27 protein-coding genes and 1 pseudogene are annotated in these 26,875 nt (G+C 56.7%); 13 read left to right on the forward strand and 15 right to left on the reverse strand.

The genetic code is table 11. The features are described from left to right. Positions 1-594: 594 nt before the first annotated feature. The 5 genes and pseudogenes from AS136_RS16755 to AS136_RS16765 form a co-directional block, all read right to left on the reverse strand. Positions 595-1,014, reverse strand: coding sequence for a hypothetical protein (locus AS136_RS16755; RefSeq protein WP_023322559.1), 420 nt, complete (start codon positions 1,012-1,014; stop codon positions 595-597). A 1,051-nt stretch (positions 1,015-2,065) separates the two neighbouring features. Then, positions 2,066-2,386 (reverse strand): TonB family protein, encoded by a 321-nt coding sequence (locus tag AS136_RS26990; protein ID WP_071787620.1) that lies wholly within the window; start codon positions 2,384-2,386, stop codon positions 2,066-2,068. An 81-nt stretch (positions 2,387-2,467) separates the two neighbouring features. Then, positions 2,468-2,731: a hypothetical protein gene (locus AS136_RS16760; protein ID WP_032738853.1), complete on the reverse strand. Its 264-nt coding sequence runs from the start codon at positions 2,729-2,731 to the stop codon at positions 2,468-2,470. A 61-nt stretch (positions 2,732-2,792) separates the two neighbouring features. Then, positions 2,793-2,918 (reverse strand): annotated as a pseudogene (locus AS136_RS26995) (DNA polymerase III subunit theta); the annotation flags it as partial. Positions 2,919-2,920: 2 nt separating this feature from the next. Further along, positions 2,921-3,169, reverse strand: coding sequence for a hypothetical protein (locus tag AS136_RS16765; protein ID WP_016160798.1), 249 nt, complete (start codon positions 3,167-3,169; stop codon positions 2,921-2,923). Positions 3,170-3,396: 227 nt separating this feature from the next. On the opposite strand from AS136_RS16765, the gene AS136_RS16770 reads away from it, so the two are divergent. Continuing rightward, positions 3,397-4,125, forward strand: a complete 729-nt coding sequence (locus AS136_RS16770; protein ID WP_224286154.1) for a tyrosine-type recombinase/integrase — start codon at positions 3,397-3,399, stop codon at positions 4,123-4,125. Between the two features lie 153 nt (positions 4,126-4,278). Here the strand turns inward: AS136_RS16770 and dcp are convergent, their stop codons facing one another. After that, positions 4,279-6,321, reverse strand: coding sequence for a peptidyl-dipeptidase Dcp (gene dcp, locus AS136_RS16775; protein ID WP_023322557.1), 2,043 nt, complete (start codon positions 6,319-6,321; stop codon positions 4,279-4,281). A gap of 130 nt (positions 6,322-6,451) precedes the next feature. Between dcp and ydfG the strand changes: the two genes are divergently transcribed. Both ydfG and AS136_RS16785 read left to right on the forward strand, forming a co-directional pair. Continuing rightward, positions 6,452-7,201, forward strand: coding sequence for a bifunctional NADP-dependent 3-hydroxy acid dehydrogenase/3-hydroxypropionate dehydrogenase YdfG (gene ydfG / locus AS136_RS16780; protein ID WP_023322556.1), 750 nt, complete (start codon positions 6,452-6,454; stop codon positions 7,199-7,201). Positions 7,202-7,292: 91 nt separating this feature from the next. After that, positions 7,293-7,979, forward strand: coding sequence for a GntR family transcriptional regulator (locus tag AS136_RS16785; protein ID WP_008805006.1), 687 nt, complete (start codon positions 7,293-7,295; stop codon positions 7,977-7,979). Between the two features lie 51 nt (positions 7,980-8,030). Here the strand turns inward: AS136_RS16785 and AS136_RS16790 are convergent, their stop codons facing one another. The 4 genes from AS136_RS16790 to AS136_RS16805 form a co-directional block, all read right to left on the reverse strand. Beyond that, a complete protein-coding gene (locus AS136_RS16790) occupies positions 8,031-8,462 on the reverse strand; it encodes a universal stress protein (protein WP_008805007.1) in 432 nt (143 codons plus the stop codon). Between the two features lie 265 nt (positions 8,463-8,727). Further along, positions 8,728-10,191, reverse strand: coding sequence for a mannitol dehydrogenase family protein (locus tag AS136_RS16795; RefSeq protein ID WP_023322555.1), 1,464 nt, complete (start codon positions 10,189-10,191; stop codon positions 8,728-8,730). Positions 10,192-10,477: 286 nt separating this feature from the next. Next, entirely contained in the window at positions 10,478-11,761 is a 1,284-nt protein-coding gene (locus AS136_RS16800) for an MFS transporter (protein WP_023322553.1), read from the reverse strand. Positions 11,762-11,875: 114 nt separating this feature from the next. Next, a complete protein-coding gene (locus AS136_RS16805; protein ID WP_162493261.1) occupies positions 11,876-12,238 on the reverse strand; it encodes a YnfA family protein in 363 nt (120 codons plus the stop codon). Between the two features lie 108 nt (positions 12,239-12,346). Here AS136_RS16805 and AS136_RS16810 point away from each other — a divergent pair, with 108 nt between their 5' ends. Then, positions 12,347-12,688 carry a DUF1283 family protein gene (locus AS136_RS16810; RefSeq protein WP_004206035.1) on the forward strand — a complete coding sequence of 114 codons (342 nt, stop codon included), beginning with the start codon at positions 12,347-12,349 and terminating at the stop codon, positions 12,686-12,688. A 78-nt stretch (positions 12,689-12,766) separates the two neighbouring features. Then, a complete protein-coding gene (gene speG, locus AS136_RS16815) occupies positions 12,767-13,327 on the forward strand; it encodes a spermidine N1-acetyltransferase (protein WP_008805012.1) in 561 nt (186 codons plus the stop codon). On the opposite strand, the gene AS136_RS16820 is transcribed toward speG, so the two are convergent. Next, on the reverse strand, positions 13,321-14,031 hold the full coding sequence (locus AS136_RS16820; protein WP_008805013.1) for a YnfC family lipoprotein: 711 nt from the start codon (positions 14,029-14,031) through the stop codon (positions 13,321-13,323). The genes speG and AS136_RS16820 overlap by 7 nt on opposite strands. A gap of 101 nt (positions 14,032-14,132) precedes the next feature. Between AS136_RS16820 and AS136_RS16825 the strand changes: the two genes are divergently transcribed. The 6 genes from AS136_RS16825 to clcB all read left to right on the forward strand — a co-directional run bounded on the left by AS136_RS16825 (position 14,133) and on the right by clcB (position 20,554). Continuing rightward, a complete protein-coding gene (locus AS136_RS16825; protein ID WP_008805014.1) occupies positions 14,133-14,402 on the forward strand; it encodes a DUF1161 domain-containing protein in 270 nt (89 codons plus the stop codon). A gap of 150 nt (positions 14,403-14,552) precedes the next feature. Continuing rightward, positions 14,553-16,988, forward strand: coding sequence for a selenate/tellurate reductase subunit YnfE (gene ynfE / locus AS136_RS16830; RefSeq protein ID WP_063266869.1), 2,436 nt, complete (start codon positions 14,553-14,555; stop codon positions 16,986-16,988). Positions 16,989-16,998: 10 nt separating this feature from the next. Continuing rightward, positions 16,999-17,616, forward strand: a complete 618-nt coding sequence (locus AS136_RS16835; RefSeq protein WP_008805016.1) for a DMSO/selenate family reductase complex B subunit — start codon at positions 16,999-17,001, stop codon at positions 17,614-17,616. 1 nt (position 17,617) lies between these two features. After that, positions 17,618-18,475, forward strand: a complete 858-nt coding sequence (locus AS136_RS16840) for a dimethyl sulfoxide reductase anchor subunit family protein (RefSeq protein WP_016160963.1) — start codon at positions 17,618-17,620, stop codon at positions 18,473-18,475. A 41-nt stretch (positions 18,476-18,516) separates the two neighbouring features. Continuing rightward, positions 18,517-19,125: a Tat proofreading chaperone DmsD gene (gene dmsD, locus AS136_RS16845; protein ID WP_008805018.1), complete on the forward strand. Its 609-nt coding sequence runs from the start codon at positions 18,517-18,519 to the stop codon at positions 19,123-19,125. A gap of 133 nt (positions 19,126-19,258) precedes the next feature. Beyond that, entirely contained in the window at positions 19,259-20,554 is a 1,296-nt protein-coding gene (gene clcB / locus AS136_RS16850; protein ID WP_063266870.1) for a voltage-gated ClC-type chloride channel ClcB, read from the forward strand. On the opposite strand, the gene bioD is transcribed toward clcB, so the two are convergent. The 3 genes from bioD to AS136_RS16865 all read right to left on the reverse strand — a co-directional run bounded on the left by bioD (position 20,507) and on the right by AS136_RS16865 (position 23,577). Further along, positions 20,507-21,202 carry a dethiobiotin synthase gene (gene bioD, locus AS136_RS16855; protein ID WP_012541855.1) on the reverse strand — a complete coding sequence of 232 codons (696 nt, stop codon included), beginning with the start codon at positions 21,200-21,202 and terminating at the stop codon, positions 20,507-20,509. The genes clcB and bioD overlap by 48 nt on opposite strands. A 127-nt stretch (positions 21,203-21,329) precedes the next feature. After that, a complete protein-coding gene (gene mlc / locus AS136_RS16860) occupies positions 21,330-22,550 on the reverse strand; it encodes a sugar metabolism global transcriptional regulator Mlc (RefSeq protein WP_063266882.1) in 1,221 nt (406 codons plus the stop codon). A gap of 124 nt (positions 22,551-22,674) precedes the next feature. Next, positions 22,675-23,577, reverse strand: coding sequence for a LysR family transcriptional regulator (locus AS136_RS16865; protein WP_008805022.1), 903 nt, complete (start codon positions 23,575-23,577; stop codon positions 22,675-22,677). 130 nt (positions 23,578-23,707) lie between these two features. Between AS136_RS16865 and AS136_RS16870 the strand changes: the two genes are divergently transcribed. Further along, positions 23,708-24,958: an MFS transporter gene (locus tag AS136_RS16870; RefSeq protein WP_008805023.1), complete on the forward strand. Its 1,251-nt coding sequence runs from the start codon at positions 23,708-23,710 to the stop codon at positions 24,956-24,958. A 30-nt stretch (positions 24,959-24,988) separates the two neighbouring features. Here the strand turns inward: AS136_RS16870 and AS136_RS29030 are convergent, their stop codons facing one another. After that, positions 24,989-25,081: a KPN_01571 family protein gene (locus AS136_RS29030; protein WP_004206050.1), complete on the reverse strand. Its 93-nt coding sequence runs from the start codon at positions 25,079-25,081 to the stop codon at positions 24,989-24,991. Between the two features lie 216 nt (positions 25,082-25,297). Between AS136_RS29030 and AS136_RS16875 the strand changes: the two genes are divergently transcribed. Then, positions 25,298-26,785: a carboxypeptidase M32 gene (locus AS136_RS16875; protein ID WP_063266871.1), complete on the forward strand. Its 1,488-nt coding sequence runs from the start codon at positions 25,298-25,300 to the stop codon at positions 26,783-26,785. Positions 26,786-26,875: the final 90 nt, after the last annotated feature.

Consider the following 26,875-nt stretch of genomic DNA (forward strand, 5'->3'; position numbering starts at 1 on the left):
CATTATATAAAATGGCAGTCTGAACCGAACCATCATCCATATCTAACACTACCAAATGGTCAGTTATCGGATTATAATACACCCTTAAGCGTTTTTCGCATAGGTAAGCGCCATTTCAAGGACATTCTCAGCCAAATGGGCTTCTTTTGCCCCCCTTGAGTGTGGTAATAATTCTTGGGAATACTTGGAGGGGATAATGGGGTGGCACAGCGTTAAGATAGCCCAGAGATAATATTTCTCTGGTATATTTCATGTCACGATTGGAGAATCAGTCGGGAGGTAACACCATTGGAAAGAAACAGCTTCAGGTGCTGACCATAGCTGCGAAATTTCCGTTATACAACCTTATGCCTTCTTGAGGGAAGTTCACTCTTTATCTCCAGAGAGATAAAACGATGAATGAAGAAAATAGCCGGTGACCGAAGCCATCAGTCACAGTCATTGCTTAAGTTTTTGTGCATCATATGTCCCCCAGTTGACGCCGAAATCTAGTATTTAGTTTCTCAGGTTGGCATAGATATAACGGCTGCTCGATCATGAAAATCAAAGCTTGTTATTGCATTCATTACTGATACCAGAATGTCTGATTTAGCGTTAGTAGTTGCAACCGCCAATTCTGTTTTGGCATATCGCGTTCCTTATCTGAAAGGCGTTTTGCCTGTCGGCCTGTTCTTTTCTTTCCTCTCTATCATTAGCCGCAGCAATAGCCAATTGCTGCTGATATTGTGCAATTTCGTTTTGTGCTCGGTTTTTATCAATTTCGAGCTCTGCTTGCGTCATTGTTCCGCTTTTCAGGCGTAAATTCATTTCATTAACACAAATGCCGCTTGTATCCTGATATGAGTTTCCTTTGTCATCAAGCATCTTAATGCCAAGTGAACATTCAACTATAGACAGATTTGTTGACTCGCTTGCCAAGACCTTGGTCATTGATAACACCGACTGGCTTTGCGGTTCTGCGCAGGCAGCAAGCAGCAGTACGGTTCCAGTTACAACGATTTTCAATATGCGCATGATAGGATCCAATATAAATTTGGTAACCATACTAAAGAAATGAAAAAATGATAGTTAAGTCTTTGGTGCTCAATAGAAATATATTAATGACGCTTAAACAACATTGTAGTAAAGATTACTTTTTATTTGCTTCTTCCATTTCCTGATAACGAGGATTGCTGGCGCATGGGAGTTGGACGCTTCGCTCGCGATTGTGGCGGACGCGTTCGATGAAGTAGCCGCTGAGGTGCTCAGGCTACTCTCTGGCTACCACTTCGACATAAAAAGCCCCTCAAAAAGAGGGGCTTGGACTACATAACCCCCGCAAACGGGGGAAGATGATTGCTTTATCAAAAAGCATCACTTGTATTACCCAATTACCCCCACAACGCGGGGGTAGTACATTTCTACTATAGCTCTTTTTCAGTATGACACTATCCCGCCAAATTCTTCTAACACATCTCCGGCAAATTAGCCCTCACAGCGCCTCAGCAAAAGGCGGAGGCACCGCATGGCCACAGCGCGCCTCTTGCATGTCCTTTGCATCTTTCACGTCACGGTTTGAGTATCAGTATGGAGCTATCGCGATGGCTAGATAAGGCTGCAGGTGCTTACCTATAGCCGAGAAGCTACCGTTATGAGGTTTGATGCTTTCCTGTGGGAAGTTCACGCTTCACCTCCGGAGAGGTCAAACGCTGAATACAGAAAATCGCTGGTGCCTTTCGCCATCGGTGATAGGAATTGCTGTAAGGTTTTTGCGCCATGTGTCCCCACTTGGCGCCGGAAGTAAGTCGTCAGTTGCTCAGGCTGACGAGATAATTATCGCCCTTCCCGGGGATAGATGCAAAATGAGCATATGCGAAAAGCCCCACTGAAGCAGGTACATGATGTTTTGCTTGAGCGCGCCTCTAGGTAACGCCAAGATGCCAATAAAATAGCAAAGTTTATCGCCATACATATGCAAGAAAAACCAGATAACCTATGCAGGAAATAGATAAAACATGCCATGTGCATCTAAATCTTCTTGCGAAGCATAGTTCCAGAGGTAACTTCCCCAAAAAGTTAGGAGCACTTACGGTTGATACGGCCTAAATCTTATGATTCCACGGGCAACGCCCGGTCTTCCTGGCTCAAACTTGCATTTCCTGATTGCTGATCTAGTTTCTCTAAAAAAGATCTCAGTACCGGTTGTCGCAACAGAAGTAACCTCCCCTTTTTCATTTACTGTGGCAAAATATGTTACAATGCCGCTAATCTTATTAGCCATAGCATAAGCTGGATAATAAGGGAAAGGGCAACTTATGCGCACAGGTGATATTTCTTCTTTATTTTCAATAGCAAACGCTACATTTGATATTAGAACAGCACAAACCAGAGGTAATGTTTTTTTCATCTACGATACCAACTTTTGTTTTCCTTGTATCCCTAGGCTACTGGAAGTTGAGAGTTCCTAAGCGTTTAGTTGCACGATATTTTATTTAACCCCATACCGTTTTTCTTTGACAAATTCAGGTTCTCTCCAATTAGGGCCTTTATCGGGAAGAGGTTGACCTGTATGTTTTAGTTTTCCTTCCTTGAACAGTCTCTCATGAGTCCTTAGTAACTCACCATTAGCAACAGCATCAAAGTTATACCTAACATACATACGGTCGATGCTAGGGTATGGAGTAATAGGTGAAAAATACAGAAGAACATCTTCCACACTTACATTTTTATAAATGCTTTCAAGATCTAGCATGATTTTTCCTCCCCAGTACTTCCTCACTCGAAATTAAATACGCCCTTCCCTACCTGATAATCGCTACTTCTTCGGCGACAACCGGCATGTTCAGGCGCTCTTTGTAGGCTACGCCGGAAGCGGCGAGGTCGACGTTGACCTTGTCCTGCTCGTCTTTCGATTTGGCTGCAATGTTGAATTTACTCATTATTAATCATCTACATACCGCACATCAAGAACCACATTCCCTTCCAGGTCCTTTCTCACAATATGAACATCTTCCTTAAATGGCGGCTTGGTTTGCTCGATAACAGTCACTGTGGCTGTGCCAATTTTGTTCTGATTCTCGTCCAAGACAATGTAACTTCGATCTATGCGGCTAACTAAATGCCCCCTCCTGACTGTGCCGTCGTCCAAAAGAGTGTAGCCAGCTTCAAGGTTCATTTTTTCTTTAAACATAAATCCCCCTCAGGTTATGAAGGGGATTATATATCACTAACAGATTAGCTGCGCGGCTTTGCGTTCTGCGGGGGATTTAGGCAGCCTCCCTCCCCTGGCACATCTCCGGCAAATTAGCTCTCACCAATGCCTCGGCGGTCGTGAGTCGCCCCTGATGTCTGGTGATCCGAATCACTGCGCGGACGTACTCAACTGCTGACAGTGCTCTACAGGAAGTAACCACGAAAATGCTTGCAGCCATTACCGACGAATATAAAGCCAAAGGTAAAGCACGAATGGCACAAACGCTTCGTAGCGTCTGGATCGATTTGTTCAGGGAAGCACAACATGCGGGCGAAGTTGAGCCAGGATACAACCCGGCACTAGCTACCAGAAAAGTCGTTGCTCGAGTAAACCGCTCTCGACTGAATTTTGAAATGTGGCAAGCGATCTTTGAAGCGGCCAGCGATATGGCCCCTTACGTTCAAAACTCCATGCTGTTGGCGATAGTCACCGGACAAAGGCGCGGTGATCTAGCCAAAATGAAGTTCTCAGATGTTTGGGATGGATACCTGCACGTTAAGCAGCTAAAGACAGGTGTGAAACTTGCTATTCCACTCAGTTTGCGCAGTGAGGTGATGGACATTAGCCTGGCACAAGTGATCAAGCGCTGTAGGGATCGGGTTGTTAGCCCGTGGCTTCTTCACCACGTAACGTCCAGCGGGAAAGTAAAAGCCAGCGATCAGGTTGGCGAGAACAGCCTTAGCGTTTCCTTCAAACTCGCAGTGGATAGCACTAACCTTTCCATTGAAAGAGGGAAAACAATGCCTACTTTCCATGAGCAGCGCTCACTGTCCGAACGTCTGTATGAGGCACAGGGAATCAATACCCAACAGCTGTTAGGACACTCATCAGAAAAAATGACAGCACAGTATCACAACGATCGGGGTCTCGATTGGGTGAAAGTAAAGGTGTAGCTACGTGAAAAATTGGGCCGTACCCCCAAGCAAATTTAGCAAAATTTAAAAATTTATTTTGGGGAAAAGTTTTGGAGGGATTTTGGGGAAGAAAAAATTGGATAAAAAACCGGGTGCTGCACCCGGTCTTCTTCTACTCTAAAAAACGCTCGACTAGCTCAGCCCACGATTTTCCAGCATCGGCTCAATCTGTGGATCGTGCCCGCGCCACTGGCGATAAAGTTCAGCTAAATCAGTGCTATTGCCGCGCGACAGAATCGCTTCCCGGAAGCGCTGACCGTTCTCACGGGTCAAACCGCCGTGCTCCACGAACCACTGATAGCCGTCGTCGGCCAGCATCTGGGTCCACAGATAGGCATAATAGCCTGCCGCATAGCCGCCGCCAAAGATATGGGAGAAATAGCTGCTGCGATAGCGCGGCGGAACGGCCGCCAGATCCAGGTGTTCTTCCTGCAATATCTTCTGCTCAAACCCATCCACGTCCTCCGGTATTGCCGAGGTCGACAGGCTATGCCAGCGCATATCGAGTAACGCAGCAGCCAACAGCTCGCTCATGTCGTACCCTTTATTGAAGGTTGCCGCACGCAACATATTGTCGCGTAGCGCCTCCGGCATCGGCTCCCCGGACTGGTAGTGCTTCGCGTAGTGGGCAAACACCTGCGGCTGGCTGGCCCAGTGTTCGAAGATCTGCGAAGGAAATTCGACAAAATCGCGCGGGGTATTGGTTCCGGAGAGACTGGCGTAACGCTGGCTGGCGAACAGCCCATGCAGGGTATGGCCAAACTCATGGAACAGAGTGATCACCTCATCCCACGACAACAGCGCGCTCTGCCCTGCCTGCGGCCGGGCGTAGTTGCAGACATTGTAGATAACCGGTCGCTGCTCCCGCAGGGTAGACTGTTCGACAAACACATCCATCCAGGCGCCGCCGCTTTTTGAGTCGCGTGCGTAGTAGTCACCGTAAAACAGCGCCATCCCTTCTCCGTTGTGATCGAAGATCTCCCAGACCCGAACATCCGGGTGATAGACGGGGATATCGAAGCGCTCGACAAAGCGGAGGCCAAAGAGCTGCGTGGCCGTCCAGAAGACGCCATCCTGCAGCACGCGCTCGAGAGCAAAATAGGGTTTAAGCTGCGCATCATCAATGGCAAAGGCAGCCCGCCGCACCTGTTCGCTGTAATAGAGCCAGTCCCATGCCGCGGCGCGAAACGTCCCGCCCTCGTTGTCAATCACCTGCTGGATGTCAGCCAGCTCTCGTTCCGCCCGCGCCCGCGCCGCCGGCGCGATCCGGCGCATAAAAGTTAATGCCTCCGCCGGAGAGGCTGCCATTTGATCGGTCAGCGCCCAGCTGGCGTAATCGGCCGCGCCCAGCAGTTCCCCCTGCTGCGCGCGGATCGCCGCCAGTCGCAGCACCAGGCGACGCGTATCATGCTCATCGCCCTGCTGATTGCGCGTCCAGCCGGCGGCAAAAAGATTCTCCCGCGTCTGTCGGTCGCGCAAAGAGAGCAGCGGCGGCTGCTGGGTGGTATTGGTCAGCGTCAGCAGCCAGCGGTCACTGAGCCCTTTTTCCCGCGCCGCGTCGGCGGCCGCCGCTATCTCCTCATCCGCCAGGCCATCCAGTTGATGTCGGTAATCAACCACCAGTCCACCGTTTTTGGCCGCCCCCAGCAACCGCTGCTGGAACTGACTTTGCAGGGTCGCCGCTTCGGTGTTCAGCGTGCGTAGCACCGCCTTCTGCGCCGGCGCCAGCGTCGCCCCGGCATGGACAAAACGTTGCCAGGTGAGGGTCAGGAGACGATGAGATTCGCTGTCTAACGTCAGCGCGTCACGCTGCTCATAGACGCTGTTCACTCGCTGAAATAAGGCCTCGTTAAGCCAGATGTCATTCCCCAGCTCGGCGAGCTCAGCAGAAAATTCTTCATCCAGAGACTGGATGAACGGGTTGGTGTGGGCGCCAGCCATGGCGAAAAAGACCCGCGTCACTCGAGCCAGCAGCTGTCCGCTCTGTTCAAGGGCCTCAAGCGTGTTGGCAAAATTCGCCGGCTCCGGGTTGTCGATTATCGCGCGGATCTCCGCGCGCTGCTGCCGGACACCCTCATCAAACGCCGGGCGATAGTGGCAGTCCTGGATGAGATCAAACGGGGGTGCCTGGTAAGGCAGCAAACTGACGCTAAAAAAGGGATTTTGTTCAGACATCTTTCTCTCCTGCACAGGCTAATCCTGTAAGATTAGGCTTCTCCTTAAGGGGTCGCAATGATTTCCGTTACCGGTCGCCGTCTGTGCGTGCTATGGTATGAAAACACAAAAAGCGTTGAGGAACAGTAAGATGATTATCATGGTTACCGGTGCCACCGCCGGTTTTGGTGAAAGTATTACTCGCCGTTTCGTCGCTAACGGCCATAAAGTGATTGCCACCGGACGTCGTGAAGAGCGCCTGAAGACGCTGAAAGACGACCTCGGTGATAACCTTTTTATCGCCCAGCTTGACGTCCGTAACCGCGCCGCCATTGAGACGCTGATTGCCGATCTGCCCGCCGAGTGGCAGGCGATTGACGTCCTGGTGAATAACGCCGGTCTGGCGCTGGGTCTGGAGCCGGCGCACCGCGCCAGCGTGGAAGACTGGGAAGATATGATCGACACCAATAATAAAGGGCTGGTGTACATGACCCGCGCGGTCCTGCCGGGTATGGTGGAGCGCAATCGCGGGCATATCATTAACATCGGCTCCACGGCAGGCAGCTGGCCTTATGCCGGGGGCAACGTCTATGGGGCGACCAAAGCCTTCGTCCGTCAGTTCAGCCTGAATCTTCGTACCGACCTGCACGGCACCGCGGTGCGCGTCACCGACATCGAGCCGGGTCTGGTGGGTGGCACCGAGTTTTCCAACGTCCGCTTTAAAGGTGATGACGCCAAGGCCGGGAAAACTTATGAGAACACCGAAGCCCTGACGCCGGAAGATGTGACCGAGGCGGTCTGGTGGGTGGCCACCCTGCCGAAGCACGTCAACATCAACACCCTGGAGATGATGCCGGTGAGCCAGAGTTTTGCCGGACTCAGCGTTCACCGCCAGGGCTAACCGTCAGCCACCCGGCCTGCGGGCCGGGTATGGGCGGAACCGCAAAAAACGCGTAAAATAGTGCGCATAATCCCTTAAAAAGTAACCATCAATGGCCGCAGAATCGCAACTGAATCCGACGCAACCCGTTAATCAGCAAATTTATCGCATCCTCCGCCGGGATATCGTTCACTGCCTGATCCCGCCGGGCACACCGCTGTCCGAGAAAGAAGTCTCCGTGCGTTTCGATGTGTCGCGTCAGCCGGTGCGCGAGGCCTTCATCAAGCTGGCGGAAAATGGGCTTATCCAGATACGTCCCCAGCGCGGCAGCTACGTCAATAAAATTTCCTTGTCGCAGGTGCGCAATGGTTGCTTTGTCCGCCAGGCAATTGAGTGCGCGGTGGTCCGCCGCGCCGCCGGCATGATTAACGATGAGCAGGTTTATCAGCTGGAGCAGAATCTCCATCAGCAGCGTATTGCCGTCGACAGACAACAATCAAACGACTTTTTCCTGCTTGATGATGAGTTTCACCAGAAGCTGTCGATCATTGCCGATTGTCAGCTGGCATGGGATACGGTGGAAAATATTAAAGCCGCCATCGACCGCGTGCGCTATATGAGCCTGGACCATATCACCTCGCCGGAGATGCTCCTGCGTCAGCACCATGAGATTTTCACCGCGCTGGAAAAACGCGACGCGGAGGCAGTAGAGCAGGCAATGAATGTCCATCTGCATGAAATCAGCGAGTCCGTGTTACTGATCCGCCAGGAGAACCGCGACTGGTTTAGCGAAGATTAATGGTCAGACGGCTGCCCAGGGTGGCTGACGCAGCCGTCGTCATTGAGGGGATTAACGGACGACCAGCACCGGCGTTTTGGCGTAGCGCAGAATCGACTCGGCGTTGGAGCCCAGCAGATGGGTGGAGATGCCCGGTTTGCGGGAACCAACCACTATCACATCGAACTCTTCGTTATTGCTGATAGCCAGAATTTCGTCGCGCACGTTACCAAAGACCACCCGGGTATGGATCCGCGACATCGGAATGTCGAACAGTCGCGCCACCTCGCGCATCTTTTTCTCCGACTCTTCTTTCATATAGGCTTCGAATTTACGAATATCCGCCGTAAAACCGCGTAATAGCGAACGACTGCTGTTCGGCAGAACGTTGAGCAATGTGATTTCACCGTTTTCTGCAGTGGCGAGGAATTCCGCGTGACGCACAGCTTTATCGCTTAAATCCATTTCAAAGACATCAACAGGCAATAAAATTTTTTTATACATGGCCCGTACTCCTTTTCCAGAGAAAGTTCTTTTTCAATGACTTAACTATGCCATTATGGCAGTAAATTACCAGCCATTATTCGGAAAAATAACAGCTAATTATCTTTAGTAAATCAGGGAAATATAGAGTTATGTATAGACATTGCGTTCGATCATCTTTTCAGCGCGCTAAAACCGATCGACAGCAAAAAAAGAAATATCAGCGGAAGGTGGCAGAGATAACAAAATAGCCGGTGTCGACGACGAGGCCGACACCGGAAGCAGATTATTGCTCGGCAGCCCACGCGGCGACAGTGGCTTTGGCCCCCAGCCGCTGCAGCGCCAGATAGGCGCGGGTCACCGCCGAGACGAAACGGGGCTCCTGCGGCAACGCCAGGCCGAAGATCGCCTCAATACCCAGCAGCGCTTTCACTCGCGCTTCACCCTCGGCGCTGGCCGCCACCGCCTGTTGGATAACCGGCAACAGCGGATCGCAAATCTCAATCGGCTGGCCGGCATCGTCAACGCCACCGACATAGCGCATCCAGCCCGCCACACCGAGCGCCAGCAGCGTGAAATCTTGCTGGTGCGCCAGATGCCAGCGTACGGAGTCCAGCATGCGCTGCGGCAACTTCTGGCTGCCGTCCATGGCTATCTGCCAGGTACGGTGCTTCAGCGCTGGATTGCAGTAGCGGTCAATTAGCAGACTGGCATAGCGCGGAAGATCCACCCCCTGCACTTTCAGCGTCGGCGCCTGTTCGTCCAGCATCAGCGCCAGCGCCGCGCGGCGGTAGTTATCATCCTGCATACAGTCGTTGATGTGCTGATAACCGGCCAGATAGCCCAGGTACGCCAGGAACGAGTGGCTACCGTTGAGCATCCTCAGCTTCATCTCTTCAAAAGGCACCACATCGGCGACCAGTTCCGCTCCCGCTTTTTCCCACTGCGGACGGCCGGCAACAAAGTTATCCTCAATCACCCACTGACGGAAAGGTTCGCAGGCCACCCCGGCCGGGTCGCGCACGCCGGTCAGTTGCTCAATTTTATCGAGGGTTTCCGCGGTAACGGCCGGGACAATGCGGTCCACCATGGTCGATGGGAAGGTGACGTTCTGTTCAATCCAGGCCGCCAGCTCCGCGTCCAGCGCCCGGGCGTAGGCGCAGACGACATTGCGCATCACGTGACCGTTTTCCGGCATGTTGTCGCAGGACATCACGGTAAAAGCCGGCAAGCCTGCCGCCCGACGGCGAGCCAGAGCCTCCACCACCACGCCCGGCGCCGATTTTGGCTGGTGCGGGTTGTGCAGATCGGCGACGATCAGCGGGTGATCGAGCTGCAGCTCGCCGCTGGCCGGCGAATGACAATAACCTTTCTCGGTAATGGTCAGGGAGACAATGGCTACCTGAGGCTCACACATCGCCGCCAGCACCGCTTCGAGGCCATCAACCTGGGCGTGCAGCGCCTGCTTCACCACCCCAACCACGCGTGCGGTCCAGGCGTCGGCGGACATTTCGGCCACAGTGTACAGCCGATCCTGCTGGCGGAGGTCGGCGATCTGCTGCTCGCCGCCGATGAGATTGACTTCGGTATAGCCCCAGTCGCTGCCATGTTCACTGGCAAGAATATCGGCATATACCGCCTGATGGGCGCGGTGGAATGCGCCAAAACCAAGGTGCACGATACGGGGGATCAGCGCGCTGCGATCGTAGCCTGGCAGCATGGCGTTGGCGGTTAAAAGGGTGTTTTCCATGATGACTCTCGTTGTTATGTGTCTCATCAACCATTCTCGGGGAGAACTCTCGAGGAGAATGCCTTTGTGTCTCAACCATCGCACGCAATTGGTATAACATCTTTGATTTCTGTCAACTACCATACAAGAAGATATGGCCGGTTCGCTGTCGGGAGTGAACCGTCACAAAATCATCGCTGATGGAATGGGAAACAGTCGCCGCGAGGAAATAAAAGAAGTCGACGAATGACACACCGGCCACGCGTCCCTGCGGGCCTGTCATTTAACCGGCAGTCCGGTCTGGCGGTTAGTCGATACGGGTTTTAACGATAAAGAAGTAGCACAACGCCCCGGTGAAGGTCACGCCGGCGGCGATCACCAGCGCCAGATTAAAAGAATGGGTGGTATCCACCACCCACCCGGTGACGATCGGCGCAAAGGAGGCAAACACAAAGCTGCCAAAGTTCTGGATCGCTGCCACCGAAGCCACTTTATGCTCTGCCACCAATACCTGCACCAGCCCCCAGGCCGACGTCCCGGCAAAATGGACGCAAAACAGCGCCATGGAGATAAAAGCCACCGCCTGGGTCGGCGTGGAGGATTGCACCACCAGCAGGGTGCCCAGGGCCGACAGCACCAGACCGATCACGATCGCCGTTTTCCGGGTTTTCGCCAGATCGTAACCTCTGCGCGCCAGGGCATCGACCACCAGGCCATTGACCCACATCCCCACCGCCGCCGCAAGGAACGGGATCGCCGCCACCCAGCCGGTACGGGCCAGGCTTAACCCCTGCTGTGCCTGCAAATAGCCGGGCAACCAGGCGATATAGAGCCAGCCGGTATAGTTCACACCGGAAAAGCCCAGAATCATCCCCCAGGTGGTGCGCCGTTTAAACAGAGCCAGCCATTCGCTAAATTTCAGCGCCGGGCGGGCCACCTCCTCGCTGGCCAGATACTGCTGCTCCTCTTCCTGCAGGGTGAAGTGCCGGCGATTTCGGTAGCCCACATACCAGCACAGACCGACCACGATACCGGCTAAGCCAATCACCACAAACATCGTTCGCCAGCCCCAGGCCAGTTGCATAATAACCAGAGCCGGTGGCGCAATGGCCTGCCCCAGCACCGTCGAGGAGTTAAATATCCCCACCGCCGTACCGCGCTCTCTTTGCGCATACCAGTCATTGATTGATTTCACACCGGCGGGCATAAATGGCGCTTCACCAATCCCGAGGCCAATGCGCAGCAGAATAAAATGCGAGAACGAATTGACCATCCCGGTCAGGGCCTGCATTGCGGACCAGAAAATCAGTCCGGCGCCGAGCACAATGCGCGGTCCAACGCGATCCAGCAATATTCCCGACGGCAATTGTGCGAAGCCGTAGGAGAGCGAAAAGGCGGAGAGCAGCACCCCAAACTCGGTGGCGCTGAGTCCCAGGTCGGCGCGTATCGCCTCCCCGGCGACGCTCAGCGAAGAGCGGTCAAGAAAGTTGACGATACCGGCGATAAACAGCAGCGTCAGGGTGATCTTCTGCACCCGACGGATACGCAGCGGCGTCGCCCCCGTCCGGGCGGCAAGTGTCTCGATAGCCATCGTTGTTCCTTACAGAGTCATAACAAAAGAGAATGTCTGATAAGTAAGGCAACAGGTCGACTACCATACAAGAATTAAGGTTTAAAAAAGTGGCAGCGATCACACAAGGCGAGCTCAGGCCCGCCCCCAGCCCGCCACGATGATCAGCATGCCGCACAGGGCGATGATCGCCCCGGCCCAGTCGTAATGGCTGAGCTTGACGCCATCCACGACCCGCAGCCAGAGCAAGGCGGTACAGACGTACACCCCACCGTAGGCGGCATAGACCCGCCCGCTGGCGGCAGGATGGAGCGTCAGGAGCCAGACGAACAGCGCCAGCGCCAGGCCGGTGGGGATCAACAGCAGCGGCGTGGCCCCGCGCTTTAACCATAGCCACGGCAGATAGCAGCCGATGATTTCGCACAGGGCGGTGGCAAAGAACAGGAGCGTTGTTTTGAGCATTAAAAGATTCGTAAATGAGACAAAGCGTTGAACCATTCTACGCGATAATGGCTTCTGCCCCACGCTGTTTTGTCGGCTATGCCCGGCAAAAGAGCTGTAGTAAACTTAGCCTGAGGGTTAACCCATCACTTAAAGGAAATCGTGATGAACATGACACTGAACAAACGCTGGTGCCTGACCGCCATTCTGGCGTTGAGCGCCGTGGTCTATACCTCCAGCTCCTTCGCCGCCACCGACCGGCTGGTGATTGAATCTGGCGACAGCGCGCAAAGCCGTCAGCAGGCGTCGATGGAAAAAGAGCAATGGAACGACACCCGCAGCCTGCGCCAGAAGGTCAATAAGCGGGCGGAAAAAGAGTGGGACAAAACCGATGTCGCCTTCGACGCGCAGGATAACTGCCAGAAGAGCGCCAACGTTAATGCCTACTGGGAGCCGAACACCCTGCGCTGCCTTGACCGCCGCACCGGCCGGGCAATCAATCCCTGATCCGCTTCCTGTCAACGCTGGCGCCTGCGGGCGCCGCCTTTCATAACGCGCTGTTCAGCTTTAACCACAGGATGACCCATGACCGACGCGCTACACGTCAAACTCCGCCCCCTCGAACGGGAAGATTTGCGCTTTGTCCACCAGCTCGATAACAACGCCAGCGTCATGCGCTACTGGTTTGAAGAGCCGTACGAGGCCTTCGTTGAGCTCTCCGATCTGTACGACAAACATATCCACGATCAAAGTGAGCGTCGCTTTGTCATCGAATGCAATGGCGATAAAGCCGGGCTGGTAGAGCTGGTTGAAATCAATCATGTCCACCGGCGGGCCGAGTTCCAGATCATTATCTCACCGGACTTCCAGGGAAAAGGCCTTGCCACTCGCGCGGCGCGGCTGGCCATGGACTACGGTTTTACGGTGCTTAATCTGTATAAGCTGTATTTGATTGTCGATAAAGAGAATGAAAAAGCGATCCATATTTACCGCAAGCTCGGCTTTATCGTCGAGGGTGAACTCATCCATGAGTTTTTCATTAACGGCGAGTACCGCAACACCATTCGCATGTGTCTGTTCCAGCACCAGTATCTGGCCGAACACAAAACCCCAGGACCGGCCCTGCTGAAGCCGACGGCTCAGTAATAATCAATGCGGTTCTTGATGGTGTAATGGCGTGTCAGCGGCGGCTGCACGCTTTCATCAATCACCTGCAGCTCACAGCTCAGCGGATTGTCGTGGCGATCGTAGTCGCAGGTCTGGCGTACCGTGCCCAGCGTGCGTTCGTTGAAGGTGCTGATGGCGGTGTAGTCCATTTTCTTGCGCGGATCTTTCGACGGCGTGGAAGCGACGGTAAATTGCTCTTCTTTGGCGGTGGTGGTTTTTCCCAGCGGATAGCCATCGCTGTCATAGCGGTAGGTGGCGGTGGTCTCTTTGCCACGGGCGCGAATAATAAAACCGTTATCATCCGTCTCCCAACTCACCCCCGTGGCGGGCATCTCTGCCAGCTGACACTTGCCCTGCAGGCGCAGTCGCTTCTCGTGGGTGCGCCCATCGACGTAATAGTTGGCATCCAGCAGCAGCGTGGCGCCGGTATTGTTCTCCACATCTTCCAGGGTCAGCAGATCGAAACATCCCTCTTTTGACAGCTGAGCGCTCACCTTCTTGACCACCACATCGTGTTCATCCAATAGCGTCTGGCTAAAATCTTTCACCGGCCCGCGCAGCGGATCGAACTCAAACTCATTGGAAAAACTCGCCATCTCCGGGGTGAAGGCTTCCGGGGCGCTTTGGCGGTCGCACGCCGTCAGCAGCAGCGCTGCCGGGATCAGCCAATACAATCTTTTCACAGGCGATTCCTTTTGTGTACACCAGATCATATTAGCAAATACAATTGTTTACACCAGTTCTGCTATGCTTAATTCTGGATAACATCGATAAGGAGTGTAAGATGAAACTATCCCTCTGGACAGGCGCCGCACTACTGCTGTGCTCCACGACCGTGCTGGCAGCCCCCGACTCATGTGAACGGGTCAAAAGCGACATCCAGCAGAAGATCATCAACAATGGCGTACCGGAAACCGCCTTCAGCCTGGCCATTGTGCCAAACGATCAGGCAGACCAGCCCGGGGTTCAGGTGGTCGGTCATTGCGCCAATGACACCTTCAAAATCACCTATACGCGTAACAGCGACAGTCCCGCCGAAAACGACGCTCAGTAAGCCCTCTTCGGTTTCACATGAAAGATCTTATCCCTGCATTGACCAGGGATAAGATCTGCTGGCTACCCATAACGTATTATCGCTCACCCCTGCGTCTGTTAATGACGTGGCGGCCCTTCTCCGCACAGCATAACTATCATGGAGTGAGCAATGTCGAATCAGGAATCCCCCGGCGGCGTCACCCGACGCGCGCTACTCAAAACCACAGCCCTCAGCTCTCTGGCGCTAGCCGCCGGCGGGCTTACCCTGCCCTTTACACTGCGCAGCGCCGCGGCAGCAGTACAACAGGCTACCGGCGACAACACCCGCATTGTCTGGGGCGCCTGTTCGGTCAACTGCGGTAGCCGCTGCGCCCTGCGGCTGCACGTGCGGGATGATGAAGTGGTTTACGTCGAAACGGATAATACCGGCGACGACCGCTACGGCGACCACCAGGTCCGCGCCTGCCTGCGCGGGCGCTCTATTCGTCGGCGCATCAATCATCCGGATCGCCTTAACTATCCCATGAAGCGCGTCGGCAAACGCGGGGAAGGCAAATTTGAACGCATCAGCTGGCAGGAGGCGCTGGATATCCTCGCTGACCGTCTGAAAAGCACCGTTGCCCAGTATGGCAATGAAGCCGTGTACATTAACTACTCTTCGGGGATCGTCGGCGGCAACATCACCCGTTCGTCGCCTTCAGCGTCGCCGGTAGCGCGGCTGATGAACTGCTACGGCGGCTCGCTTAACCAGTACGGTACCTACAGCACCGCACAGATTGCCTGCGCGATGCCCTATACCTACGGCAGCAACGACGGCAACAGTACTTCGGATATTGAAAACAGCAAGCTGGTGGTGATGTTCGGCAATAACCCGGCGGAAACCCGGATGAGCGGCGGCGGCATTACCTGGTATCTGGAGCAGGCTCGCGAGCGCTCTAACGCGCGGATGATCGTTATCGACCCGCGCTATACCGATACCGCCGCCGGTCGGGAAGATGAGTGGATCCCTATTCGTCCCGGCACAGACGCCGCGCTGGTCGCCGGTATCGCCTGGGTGCTGATAAACGAGGATCTCGTCGACCAGCCATTCCTCGACAAATACTGCGTTGGCTACGATGAGAAAACGCTGCCGGTCGGGGCGCCGGCAAACGGCCACTACAAAGCGTATATTCTTGGCGAGGGTGACGACGGCGTCGCCAAAACGCCGCAGTGGGCCTCGCGTATTACCGGCATCCCCGCCGATCGCATCATTAAGCTGGCGCGCGAAATCGGCATGAGTAAACCGGCTTATATTTGCCAGGGCTGGGGACCGCAGCGCCAGGCCAACGGCGAACTCTCCGCCCGCGCGATCGCCATGCTGCCGATCTTAACCGGCAACGTCGGCATCAACGGCGGCAACAGCGGCGCCCGCGAATCAACCTACACCATCACTATCGAACGTCTGCCGGTGCTGGAAAATCCGGTGAAGACCGCCATCTCCTGCTTCACCTGGACCGACGCCATCGCTCGAGGCCCGGAGATGACCGCCACCCGCGACGGCGTGCGCGGCAAAGAGAAGCTGGATGTGCCGATCAAGTTCCTGTGGAACTACGCGGGCAACACCATCATCAACCAGCACTCCGACATCAATAAGACCCACGAGATCCTGCAGGACGAAAGCAAGTGCGAGACCATTGTGGTTATCGACAACTTTATGACCTCGTCGGCGAAATACGCCGACCTGCTGCTACCCGATCTGATGACCGTTGAGCAGGAAGATATTATTCCCAACGACTACGCCGGCAATATGGGCTATCTCATTTTTATCCAGCCTGCTACCTCGGCGAAGTTCGAACGCAAACCGATTTACTGGATCTTAAGTGAAGTGGCGAAACGGCTCGGCGACGACGTGCATCAACGTTTTACCGAGCGGCGCACGCAGGCGCAGTGGCTGCAGCATCTGTATGCCAAAATGGTGGCGAAAGACCCGGCGCTACCTGGCTACGACGACCTGAAACAGATGGGCATCTACAAGCGTAAAGATCCGAACGGCCACTTCGTCGCCTATCGCGACTTCCGCCGCGATCCTGAAGCGCATCCGCTCAAAACCCCGTCCGGCAAAATTGAAATCTACTCCAGCCGGCTCGCCGAGATCGCCGCCCACTGGCAGCTGGAGAAAGACGAAGTTATCAGCCCGCTACCGGTCTACGCCTCCACATTTGAAGGCTGGGACGATCCGCTGCGCAGTCAGTATCCGCTGCAGCTGTTTGGTTTCCACTATAAAGCGCGCACCCACTCCAGCTACGGCAACGTCGATGTATTACAAGCGGCCTGTCGCCAGGAGGTGTGGCTCAATCCGCTTGACGCGGAAAAACGCGGGATTAAAAACGGCGATATGGTGCGCGTCTTTAATCAGCGCGGCGAAGTCCGTCTTCCGGCGAAAGTGACGCCACGCATCATGCCGGGCGTGTCGGCGATGGGCCAGGGCGCCTGGCACGACGCGAATATGGCCGGAGACCGGATCGACCATGGCGCCTGCATGAATACGCTGACCACCCACCGCCCATCGCCGCTGGCGAAGGGGAATCCACAGCATACCAACCTGGTCGACATCGAAAAGGTTTAAGGAGTAAACCATGAGCACGCAATATGGATTCTTTATCGATTCCGCTCGCTGTACCGGGTGTAAAACCTGCGAACTGGCCTGTAAGGACTACAAGAATCTCACCCCGGAGGTCAGCTTCCGCCGCATCTATGAGTATGCCGGCGGCGACTGGCAGGAGGACAACGGCGTCTGGCAGCAGAATGTGTTCGCCTACTACCTCTCCATCGCCTGTAACCACTGCGAAGATCCGGCCTGCACCAAGGTCTGCCCAAGTGGGGCGATGCACAAGCGCGACGATGGTTTTGTGGTGGTCAACGAAGCGGTGTGCATTGGCTGCCGCTACTGCCATATGGCCTGCCCGTACGGCGCCCCGCAGTACAACGCCGACAAAGGCCACATGACCAAGTGCGACGGCTGTCACGAGCGCGTCGCCGAGGGGAAAAAACCGATCTGTGTCGAGTCCTGCCCGCTGCGGGCGCTCGATTTCGGGCCGATTGCCGAGCTGCGCGCCAAGCACGGCCAGCTGGCCGCAGTGGCCCCGCTGCCGTCGGCGCACTTTACCAGGCCGAGTATCGTTATTAAACCTAACGCCAATGCCCGGCCGTGTGGCGATACCACCGGTTATCTGGCGAATCCGAAGGAGGTGTGAGATGGGAAGCGGATGGCATGAATGGCCGCTGGTGCTGTTTACGGTACTGGGGCAATGCGTGGTCGGCGCGACCCTCGTCAGCGGGCTGGGCTGGCTATCGCTGACAAACCAGCGCGAAGCGCAGCAACGGCTGGTGCGCAGCATGTTTTTTATCTGGCTGCTGATGGGCATTGGTTTTCTGGCTTCGGTGATGCATCTCGGTTCGCCGCTGCGCGCGTTTAACTCGCTGAACCGCGTCGGCGCCTCGGCGCTGAGCAATGAAATCGCCAGCGGCGCCTTGTTCTTCGCAGTGGGGGGATTCTGGTGGCTGCTGGCGGTACTGGGCAAAATGCCAGCGGCGCTGGGTAAAGTCTGGTTGGTGATCGCCATGCTGTTGGGGCTGCTGTTTGTTCTGGCGATGACCCGGGTTTACCAAATCGATACCGTGCCAACATGGTACAATGGCTACACTACCAGCGCGTTCTTCCTGACGGTGCTCCTCAGCGGGCCGCTGTTCGCCGCCCTGCTGCTGCGGCTGGCGAAAGTCGACTTTAACGGCTGGTTTTTTGCCGGACTCAGCGTGGCCGCGCTGGCGATCGGCGCCGCCGTTATCATCATGCAAAGCGCCGGACTCAGTACCATTCACAGTTCAGTCCAGCAGGCAGCCACCCTGCTGCCAGATTACGGCACACTCCAGGCGTTACGCCTGATACTGCTGGCTCTCGGTCTTGGCTGCTGGCTGTGTCCGCTGATCCGCCGCCAACCGCCGCGCGCTACGGGGCTGCTGATCGGCCTGCTGCTGGTCTTGATCGCGGAATGTATTGGTCGCGGCCTGTTTTATGGTCTGCATATGACCGTCGGTATGGCAGTTGCCGGTTAATGAGACGGCGCGCTGGCGCGCGCCGCAGAAAGGAATAAGTAATGATGCCGATCCCAAACCGCGACGCTGTCGCGTTAAGCGCTCGCACCCTGGGCGCGCTGTTCTCTTATGCGCCGAATAGCGCGCACATTGCGCCGCTGGTCGCCGCCTTCCAGGACGGCAGCTGGCAGCAACAGTGGCCCTTCCCGGTAACCGCCCCGCTGGCGTCAGCCTTTGCCGCGTCGACGGAAGAGTCATTACCGGAAGCCTGGCAACGCCTGTTTATCGGCCCGTGGGCCCTGCCGGCGCCGCCATGGGGATCCGTCTGGCTGGATAAAGAGTCAGTGCTGTTTGGCGATTCCACGCTGGCCCTGCGCGAGTGGATGCGCACGAACGGCATCGCACTGGACGCCGAGCGTAACGAACCGGAAGATCATTTCGGCACCCTGCTGCTGCTGGCGGCGTGGCTGTGCGAGACGGAGCAGGATGCGTTGTTTGCCCAGCTGCTGGCCTGGCACCTGCTGCCGTGGTCCGGGCGCTTTCTGAGCGTCTTTGTCGACCATGCCGCCCACCCCTTCTACCAGGCGCTGGGTCAGCTGGCGCAGGCAACGCTGGCGCAGTGGCAGGAGAATCTGCCGATCGCCGTGGCGGAAAAAGCGCTCTATCGTTAACCCTTCACCGCGCCGGTATCCGGCGCGGTTTTATTTCGTCGCTTCCCAGCCCCTCACCCGCACTTATCGCTTTTGCATCTAAGGTTATTCCCTATCACAATAAGGCCATGTTTTCCGAACCTCGCCGTAACTGATGCACCGTCTTCATCCCTATCCTGATGTGCAGGTGATGTTTCGCCGCCTGCTGATCGCCACGCTGATTGGCCTTCTCGCCGCCCTGGCGGTGGCGCTGTTTCGCCATGCGATGGTGGTGCTGGAAACGCTGTTTCTTGGCAATGACAGCGGGAGCCTGGTCAACGCGGCGCAGTCGCTGCCGGCGTGGCGGCGGCTGATTACCCCGGCGCTGGGCGGCCTGGCGGCAGGGACACTTCTCTGGCTGTGGCAGCGACGCAGCATCGCGCGCCCGCATGCCGCCACCGATTATATGGAAGCCCTGGAGACCGGCGACGGTTGCTTCGATACGCCGGCAAGCCTGGTGAAATCGCTGGCGTCATTGCTGGTCGTGGTCACCGGCAGCGCGATTGGCCGGGAAGGCGCCATGATCCTGCTGGCCGCGCTGGCGGCGTCGCTGTTCGCCCGCCGCTTCACGCCGCAGACTGAATGGAAGCTGTGGGTCGCCTGCGGCGCCGCTGCCGGGATGGCCAGCGCCTATCATGCCCCGCTGGCCGGCAGCCTGTTTATTGCTGAAATTCTCTTTGGCACGCTGATGCTGGCCTCGCTCGGGCCGGTCGTTATCTCGGCGGTGATCGCCCTGCTGTTGACGCAGTTCCTCAACGGCGGCGCCGCGCCGCTGTACCACGTCGTCCTGCAGCAGAACCTCAGCGCGCTGCACTATGGTTTAATGCTGGCGACTGGCCTGCTGGCCGGGGTATGCGGCCCGCTGTTTATCTGGCTGATGGACTACAGCCACCGCGGGTTCGTCAAACTGAAACTGACGCCGCCGTGGCAGCTGGCGCTGGGGGGGCTGATTGTCGGCGGCTTATCGCTCATCACCCCGACGGTGTGGGGCAACGGCTACAGCGTGGTGCAAAGCTATTTGCAGATACCGCCGTCCGGCGTACTGCTGGCCGGCGTTTTCCTGTGCAAACTGCTGGCGGTGCTGGCCAGCAGCGGCTCCGGTGCGCCGGGCGGGGTCTTTACCCCCACGCTGTTTGTCGGCCTGGCGATGGGCATGCTGTTTGCCAGCGTCAGCGGGCTATGGCTGCCGGGGAATGAAGAGATGGCTATGATGATCGGTCTGACCGGCATGGCGGCGTTTCTGGCTGCCACCACCCATGCGCCAATCATGTCGACCCTGATGATTTGTGAGATGACCGGGCGGTATGCGCTGCTGCCCGGCCTGCTGATCACCTGCGTGGTGGCGTCGGTGCTGTCGCGGACGTTACGCCGGGATTCGATCTATCGCCATCACGTTGCCGAGCATGTCTAAGTCGACGTAGCGGCTCAGCTCACGCTGTTCGGCGCGCGGCAGGTACGGCAGCTCGCCAATCAGCGGCGCCGGCAGCTTCTTACTGAGGACATCAATGATTTCAGCGTAGTGCGCGAGACCGGGGTTGATGCGGTTGGCCACCCAGCCGATCAGCGGCAGCCCGTCATTGGCGATCGCCTGGGCCGTCAGCAGCGCATGGTTGATACACCCCTCCTGGATCCCCACCACCATCAGCACCGGGAGCTGCTCCTGTACCACCCATTCGGAGAGCGGTCGCAGGTCGTTCATCAGGCTGCGCCAGCCGCCGGTGCCTTCAACCACCACGTGATCGACCTGACCGGCCAGTCGCTGCAAACCATCCGACAGCAAACCGTAGTTGATCGGGCAGCTGTGCGCCACGCTGCTTTCGTCTTCACTTAACGCTATGGGATTGACAGCCTCATACGGCAACGCCAGCGTGGAGACGCTCTGCAGCACCAGCGCGTCTTTGTTACGCAAACCGTCTGGCGTCTCTTTGCTGCCCTTCGCCACAGGCTTGTACCCGGCCACGCTTTTGCCTCTGGCAGCAAGTGCCTGCAACAGCGCACGGGAAACCACTGTCTTCCCGACAGAGGTGTCTGTACCTGTAATAAAGAAACGCTTAAACATCACTAACCCCACAGTTTTGTCGATGAAATATACGGGAGAGAAATAATCAACAGTGGGCAAAGTCTACGTGATGCCGCCAGAGGTCGGCTTGAGATAGCGCAATTTTTGGTGCGACTATGAAAAAATGTTAACCCTGTAACAGTCGTATGAGTAAGGATCCGTTATAGAGCGCATCCTTGACCAGCGCCGCGCCAGCCATCGTGCCACGATTGGAAAACTGGGTGCTTTCAACCGCGATATGCTGGCTGTAGGCCGGGAGCGATTGTTGCCGAATGCAGCTGGAAATTGCCGGAAAAAGGATATCTGCCGCCAGATTAAACGGTGAACCAATCAGAATTTTCTGCGGGTTAAACAGATTGACCATGATCGCCAGAATCCGCCCGACGTGGTTACCCACGCCGCTGATAATGTCTCTGGCCAGCAGATCGCCCTGCAGCGCGGCCTGGCACAGCCACTCCACGCTCAGCGGACGCTGGTGCAGCAGCGAGCTCATCGACTGGGCCATGCGCATCTGCGCCAGCTCCAGCACGCTCTCTACGCTGGCAATGGTTTCCAGACAGCCATGGTTGCCGCAGTAGCAGCGCTTGCCGTAGGGATCGACCTGAGTATGGCCGATCTCCACCAGGCTGCTGCTGCCAGCATGCAGCAGGCGTCCGTCGGTGATAACCCCGGCGCCGACGTTATGATCGATGACCACCTGAATGACATCCCGGGCGCCGCGCGAGGCGCCGAACAACGATTCCGCCATAGTCCAAGCGCTGATGTCATGCTGAATGTAGACCGGCACCCCGGTATGGTTGGCCAGCACATCGCCCAGCGGCACATCTTTGACATCCTCATAAAACGGCATGCGATGAATAATGCCATTTTCGGTATCAATAATACCCGGCATCGTCATGGCGATGGAGGTGAGCCGTTCCAGCTTCTTCTGGTGGCGAATAAAGAACCGATCGATATGATCAATAATACGGGTCAGAAACGGCGTGCTGTCGGTGAGGGCCAGCTCCAGCTGCTCCTCCACCACCAGCTGACTGCTTAAATCACGCAGCGAAAGGTGGATTTCGCCGCGGCTGATGCGCACCGCAAGATAGTGCCAGGCCTCGGTTTCTACCATCAACCCCACCGCCGGGCGGCCACGGCTGCCGGGCTCCTGGATCTCCGTCTCCTGCACCAGATGCGCTTCCAGCATCTCGCGGACAATCTTGGTGATGCTGGCGGGAGCCAGTTGCGCAAATCGGGAGAGGTCGATACGCGATACCGGGCCGAGCTGATCAATCAGGCGATACACGGCGCCCGCATTGGTCTGCTTAATTTGATCGATATGGCCTGGTTGACTATCCGCTACCACCATTGACTCCCTTTATTTTCGCGCTTCGAAATAAACTTTCGGCTATGGTGAAGCACTTCGATGGTGAACGTCAAATTTTTACTTAGCCTTGTGATTTACCGCACATTTCCAGCCCCTTTTCGCCTCAATTGTGCTCGGTTTTCCAGGCCAGCAGCGACTCGCGAAAGCGTTTTGCCAGCGCTCCCTGTTCATGATGTTTCGACCACACCAGCCACATCTCCGACACCGCATCCTGTTCGTCGATCGGCAGCCAGCGCATTTCACTGAGCTGTACGCGCTGAAAGGAGGCAGGCAGGATAGACACCCCCAGTCCGGCGGCCACCAGACCAATAATGGTCATCGCCTCCCCCACCTCCTGGGCAATCACCGGCGTATGACCGTAACGACGCAGCAAGCCGAGGATATCGTCATACAGGCCGGTACCCACGTGCGGGTCGAAAAAGACGAAGGGTTCGCGCGCCAGCGCCGCCAGGCTGACCGAGGGCTGGCGGGCCAGCGGATGGTCGGCCGGGACCATCGCCAGCAACGGCTCGCGCAGCACCCGCTCCCACGCCAGGGTGTCCGGCAGTTGGGTATTGCGCAGGAGCCCCAGATCGAGAGCCCCCTCGCTCAGTGGCACAATCTGTTCGCGGGTGTTGGTCTCGCGGGTCAAAATATGCACATCCGGGTAGCGCTGACGAAACATCGACAACGTATCGGATACCGCCTTGATAAAGGGGGCCGAGGAGGTAAAGCCGATACGCAGTTCGCCGGTTTCACCGTGATGCAGACGCGCAGCGCGGGCGGCCGCGTCATCCACCTGGGCAAGAATTTGTCGGCTATCGGCGAGAAACTGCTTTCCGGCCGCCGTCAGACTGACGCTGCGATTGGTGCGCGCGAACAGGCGGGCGCCGGTCTGCTGCTCGAGGATCTGAATTTGCTGGCTTAACGGCGGTTGAGAAATATTCAGTCGCGCTGCGGCCCGGCCAAAATGTAATTCCTCCGCGACGGCGACAAAATAGCGCAGATGACGCAACTCGATATTCATATTTAAAACGTCTTATTTGAGATTATTAATATATTAGACAGAATATTTACATTTTCATACCCTAAAAATGTGAGCTGAATGGTCACAACATTCTGTTGGTAAGCAGCAACTTCTACGCAAGGAATTCTCTGTGAGTCGTACAACAACCGTTGACACCGTGCCGGCGGGCGAGGTCAGCGTCGCTGGTGCATCCCGCCCGGATCAGTTTATTAAGCGCGGCACCCCGCAATTTATGCGCGTCACCCTCGCGCTGTTCTCCGCCGGTTTGGCCACCTTTGCTCTGCTCTACTGCGTGCAACCGATCCTGCCGGTGCTGTCGAACGAGTTCGGCGTATCCCCGGCCAGCAGCAGTATTTCACTCTCCATTTCCACGGCGATGCTTGCGGTGGGCCTGTTGTTTACCGGCCCGCTATCCGACGCCATCGGGCGCAAGCCGGTGATGGTCACCGCCCTGCTGTTGGCCGCCTGCTGCTCGCTGCTGTCGACCATGATGACCAGCTGGCACGGCATCCTCATTATGCGTGCCCTGATCGGCCTGTCGCTGAGCGGCGTGGCGGCGGTCGGCATGACCTATCTGAGTGAGGAGATCCACCCCAGTTTCGTCGCCTTTTCGATGGGGTTATATATCAGCGGCAACTCCATCGGCGGCATGAGCGGCCGCTTGCTGACCGGGGTCTTTACCGATTTCTTCGGCTGGCGCGTGGCGCTGGCGGTGATCAGTGGCTTCGCGCTGGCCGCGGCCATCATGTTCTGGCGCATTCTGCCCGAGTCGCGCCATTTCCGCTCGACCTCGCTGCGACCGAAAAACTTGCTGATCAACTTTCGTCTGCACTGGCGCGACCGCGGTCTGCCGCTGCTGTTCGTCGAAGGTTTTCTGCTGATGGGCGCTTTTGTCACCCTGTTTAATTATATTGGCTACCGGCTGATGATGTCGCCGTGGTCGCTAAGCCAGGCGGTGGTAGGCCTGCTGTCGGTGGCTTATCTCACCGGGACCTGGAGTTCACCGAAGGCAGGGGCCATGACCGTACGCTTTGGCCGCGGACCGGTGATGCTCGGATTTACCGCTGTCATGCTCTGCGGCCTGCTGCTGACGCTCTTTTCTTCCCTGTGGCTTATTTTCATCGGTATGCTGCTGTTTTCCGCTGGCTTCTTCGCCGCGCATTCCGTCGCCAGCAGCTGGATTGGCCCACGCGCCCGCCGCGCCCGCGGTCAGGCGTCATCGCTGTATCTGTTCAGCTATTATTTGGGTTCAAGTCTTGCCGGGACGTTAGGCGGGGTATTCTGGCATCACTACGGCTGGAACGGCGTCGGTGGGTTTATCGCGCTGCTGCTCCTTGCCGCGCTGTTGACCGGCACCTGCTTACATCAACGACTGAAATAGTCGCGTGTGACGTGGCCTGCGGGCCACGGTTCACCACATGCCCATAATGGAAGACAAGCCCATCAACTCTCTGACGGCATCAACGGACAGCAGTGCAATAAACAGCCAGGTGAACGGATTCATAAACCACCCCCGAACCTCCAGACCTGTGTAATCGATCACAGTTTAGTACCGATATGTTACCGTTTTCTGTCACACCGATCACAGAGGTGAGCTTATTCTCCCGCCATGTGTCTTTCCCTTCCCCTGTGCGCAACGCTCGACCCGCCGGGCGTATCAGGATAGTGTAGAAGGATACCGATAACCTGTTCATTCACCTGTCACGGACCGAACGCCACTATGACTGAAAATACGCCTTATCAGCAGCTTACTCGTACCTTTCAGCGCCTGTCGCGCTTTTCGCATCTCTCCGCCATCGCTGGCTGGGATATGTTTGCGATGATGCCTCCGGGTGGCAGCGCCGCCCGGGGCGAAGCGCTGGCGGAGCTCGGCGTGCTGCAGCATCAGATCCTGACCGATAAAAAAGTGGGCCAATGGCTGCAGGAAGCCCGCCAGCAGGACCTCAACGACGTCGAGCAGGCCAATCTGCGGGAGATGCAGCGTCAGTACGATCAGGCCGCGCTGCTGCCGGAGAGCCTGGTGGAGGCAAAATCTCTTGCCGGCAGCCGCTGTGAGCATGCCTGGCGTAGTCAGCGTCCCGCTAACGACTGGGCTGGCTTTGCCGACAATCTTCGCGAGGTGGTCAGGCTGAGCCGTCAGGAAGCGCAGATCCGCGCCGATGCCAGAGGCGGCTCACGCTACGACGCGCTGCTCGATATTTTCGAACCAGATATGACCAGCGCCCGGCTGGATAGCCTGTTTGCCGACCTCAAGTCCTGGCTGCCTTCCCTGCTGCGGCAAGCGGTCGCTAAGCAAGCGACGCAGACATTACTCGCCCCGCAGGGGCCTTTCCCGATTGCCGCTCAGCGCGAGCTGGGCCTGCAGGCCATGCGCATCCTCGGCTTTGACTTCGACGGCGGGCGCCTCGACATCAGCGCTCACCCGTTCTGCGGCGGCGTCCCCCAGGATGTGCGCATCACCACCCGCTACAACGAAAACGACCTGCTCAGCGCCCTGTTCGGCGTGATCCACGAAACCGGCCACGCCCGCTATGAACAGAATCTGCCTCGCCCGTGGGTCGACCTGCCGGTAGGACTCGCTCGCTCCACCGCTATCCACGAGTCGCAGAGCCTGTTTTTTGAAATGCAGCTGGGACGTAGCGAGCCTTTCCTCAACCGCCTGTTACCGGCGGTGCGTGAGCGTTTTGGCGATCAACCAGCCTTTAGCAGCGACAACTTTGTCGCCTGGAATCAGCGGGTGAAACCGGGCTTTATTCGCGTCGATGCCGATGAGGTCAGCTACCCGGCGCATGTGATCCTGCGTTATGAAATTGAACGCGCGCTGATTGACGGCGAGATTGAAGTAGATGATATCCCGGCGCTGTGGGACGAGAAGATGCAGCACTGGCTGGGGCTGTCGACCACCGGCAACTACCGGGACGGCTGCATGCAGGATATTCACTGGACCGACGGCGGATTCGGCTATTTCCCTTCCTATACGCTGGGTGCGATGTATGCCGCCCAGCTGATGGCCGCCGCCCGGCGCGCGCTGCCGACGTTAGACCGCGATATTGCGGAGGGCGATTTCAGCGCCCTGTTCGACTGGCTGCGGCAGAATATCTGGCAGCATGGCAGCCGCTTCTCCACCTCGCAGCTGATCCAGCAGGCCACCGGCGAGGATCTCAACAGCCGCTACTTCCGCGAACACCTTACCGCCCGCTATCTGTGATCGTACGCGCCGGGTTGCCCGGCGCGTCCTTCCACTCCCCACGGCCAGGCGTGTTGTACATTCGGTTACACGCCGATACCAAACACTCAC

Origin of the sequence: Klebsiella sp. D5A (assembly GCF_001620885.1) — a bacterium.
In the GTDB taxonomy this organism is placed as follows: domain Bacteria; phylum Pseudomonadota; class Gammaproteobacteria; order Enterobacterales; family Enterobacteriaceae; genus Klebsiella; species Klebsiella variicola.

Bases quoted from the DNA above. Each gene is read 5' to 3' on its own strand.
- AS136_RS16755 (WP_023322559.1), bottom strand. From the start codon at position 1,014: ATGCGCATATTGAAAATCGTTGTAACTGGAACCGTACTGCTGCTTGCT.
- AS136_RS26990 (WP_071787620.1), bottom strand. From the start codon at position 2,386: ATGAAAAAAACATTACCTCTGGTTTGTGCTGTTCTAATATCAAATGTA.
- AS136_RS16760 (WP_032738853.1), bottom strand. From the start codon at position 2,731: ATGCTAGATCTTGAAAGCATTTATAAAAATGTAAGTGTGGAAGATGTT.
- AS136_RS16765 (WP_016160798.1), bottom strand. From the start codon at position 3,169: ATGTTTAAAGAAAAAATGAACCTTGAAGCTGGCTACACTCTTTTGGAC.
- AS136_RS16770 (WP_224286154.1), top strand. From the start codon at position 3,397: ATGCTTGCAGCCATTACCGACGAATATAAAGCCAAAGGTAAAGCACGA.
- dcp (WP_023322557.1), bottom strand. From the start codon at position 6,321: ATGTCTGAACAAAATCCCTTTTTTAGCGTCAGTTTGCTGCCTTACCAG.
- ydfG (WP_023322556.1), top strand. From the start codon at position 6,452: ATGATTATCATGGTTACCGGTGCCACCGCCGGTTTTGGTGAAAGTATT.
- AS136_RS16785 (WP_008805006.1), top strand. From the start codon at position 7,293: ATGGCCGCAGAATCGCAACTGAATCCGACGCAACCCGTTAATCAGCAA.
- AS136_RS16790 (WP_008805007.1), bottom strand. From the start codon at position 8,462: ATGTATAAAAAAATTTTATTGCCTGTTGATGTCTTTGAAATGGATTTA.
- AS136_RS16795 (WP_023322555.1), bottom strand. From the start codon at position 10,191: ATGGAAAACACCCTTTTAACCGCCAACGCCATGCTGCCAGGCTACGAT.
- AS136_RS16800 (WP_023322553.1), bottom strand. From the start codon at position 11,761: ATGGCTATCGAGACACTTGCCGCCCGGACGGGGGCGACGCCGCTGCGT.
- AS136_RS16805 (WP_162493261.1), bottom strand. From the start codon at position 12,238: ATGGTTCAACGCTTTGTCTCATTTACGAATCTTTTAATGCTCAAAACA.
- AS136_RS16810 (WP_004206035.1), top strand. From the start codon at position 12,347: ATGAACATGACACTGAACAAACGCTGGTGCCTGACCGCCATTCTGGCG.
- speG (WP_008805012.1), top strand. From the start codon at position 12,767: ATGACCGACGCGCTACACGTCAAACTCCGCCCCCTCGAACGGGAAGAT.
- AS136_RS16825 (WP_008805014.1), top strand. From the start codon at position 14,133: ATGAAACTATCCCTCTGGACAGGCGCCGCACTACTGCTGTGCTCCACG.
- ynfE (WP_063266869.1), top strand. From the start codon at position 14,553: ATGTCGAATCAGGAATCCCCCGGCGGCGTCACCCGACGCGCGCTACTC.
- AS136_RS16835 (WP_008805016.1), top strand. From the start codon at position 16,999: ATGAGCACGCAATATGGATTCTTTATCGATTCCGCTCGCTGTACCGGG.
- AS136_RS16840 (WP_016160963.1), top strand. From the start codon at position 17,618: ATGGGAAGCGGATGGCATGAATGGCCGCTGGTGCTGTTTACGGTACTG.
- dmsD (WP_008805018.1), top strand. From the start codon at position 18,517: ATGATGCCGATCCCAAACCGCGACGCTGTCGCGTTAAGCGCTCGCACC.
- clcB (WP_063266870.1), top strand. From the start codon at position 19,259: ATGCACCGTCTTCATCCCTATCCTGATGTGCAGGTGATGTTTCGCCGC.
- bioD (WP_012541855.1), bottom strand. From the start codon at position 21,202: ATGTTTAAGCGTTTCTTTATTACAGGTACAGACACCTCTGTCGGGAAG.
- AS136_RS16865 (WP_008805022.1), bottom strand. From the start codon at position 23,577: ATGAATATCGAGTTGCGTCATCTGCGCTATTTTGTCGCCGTCGCGGAG.
- AS136_RS29030 (WP_004206050.1), bottom strand. From the start codon at position 25,081: ATGAATCCGTTCACCTGGCTGTTTATTGCACTGCTGTCCGTTGATGCC.
- AS136_RS16875 (WP_063266871.1), top strand. From the start codon at position 25,298: ATGACTGAAAATACGCCTTATCAGCAGCTTACTCGTACCTTTCAGCGC.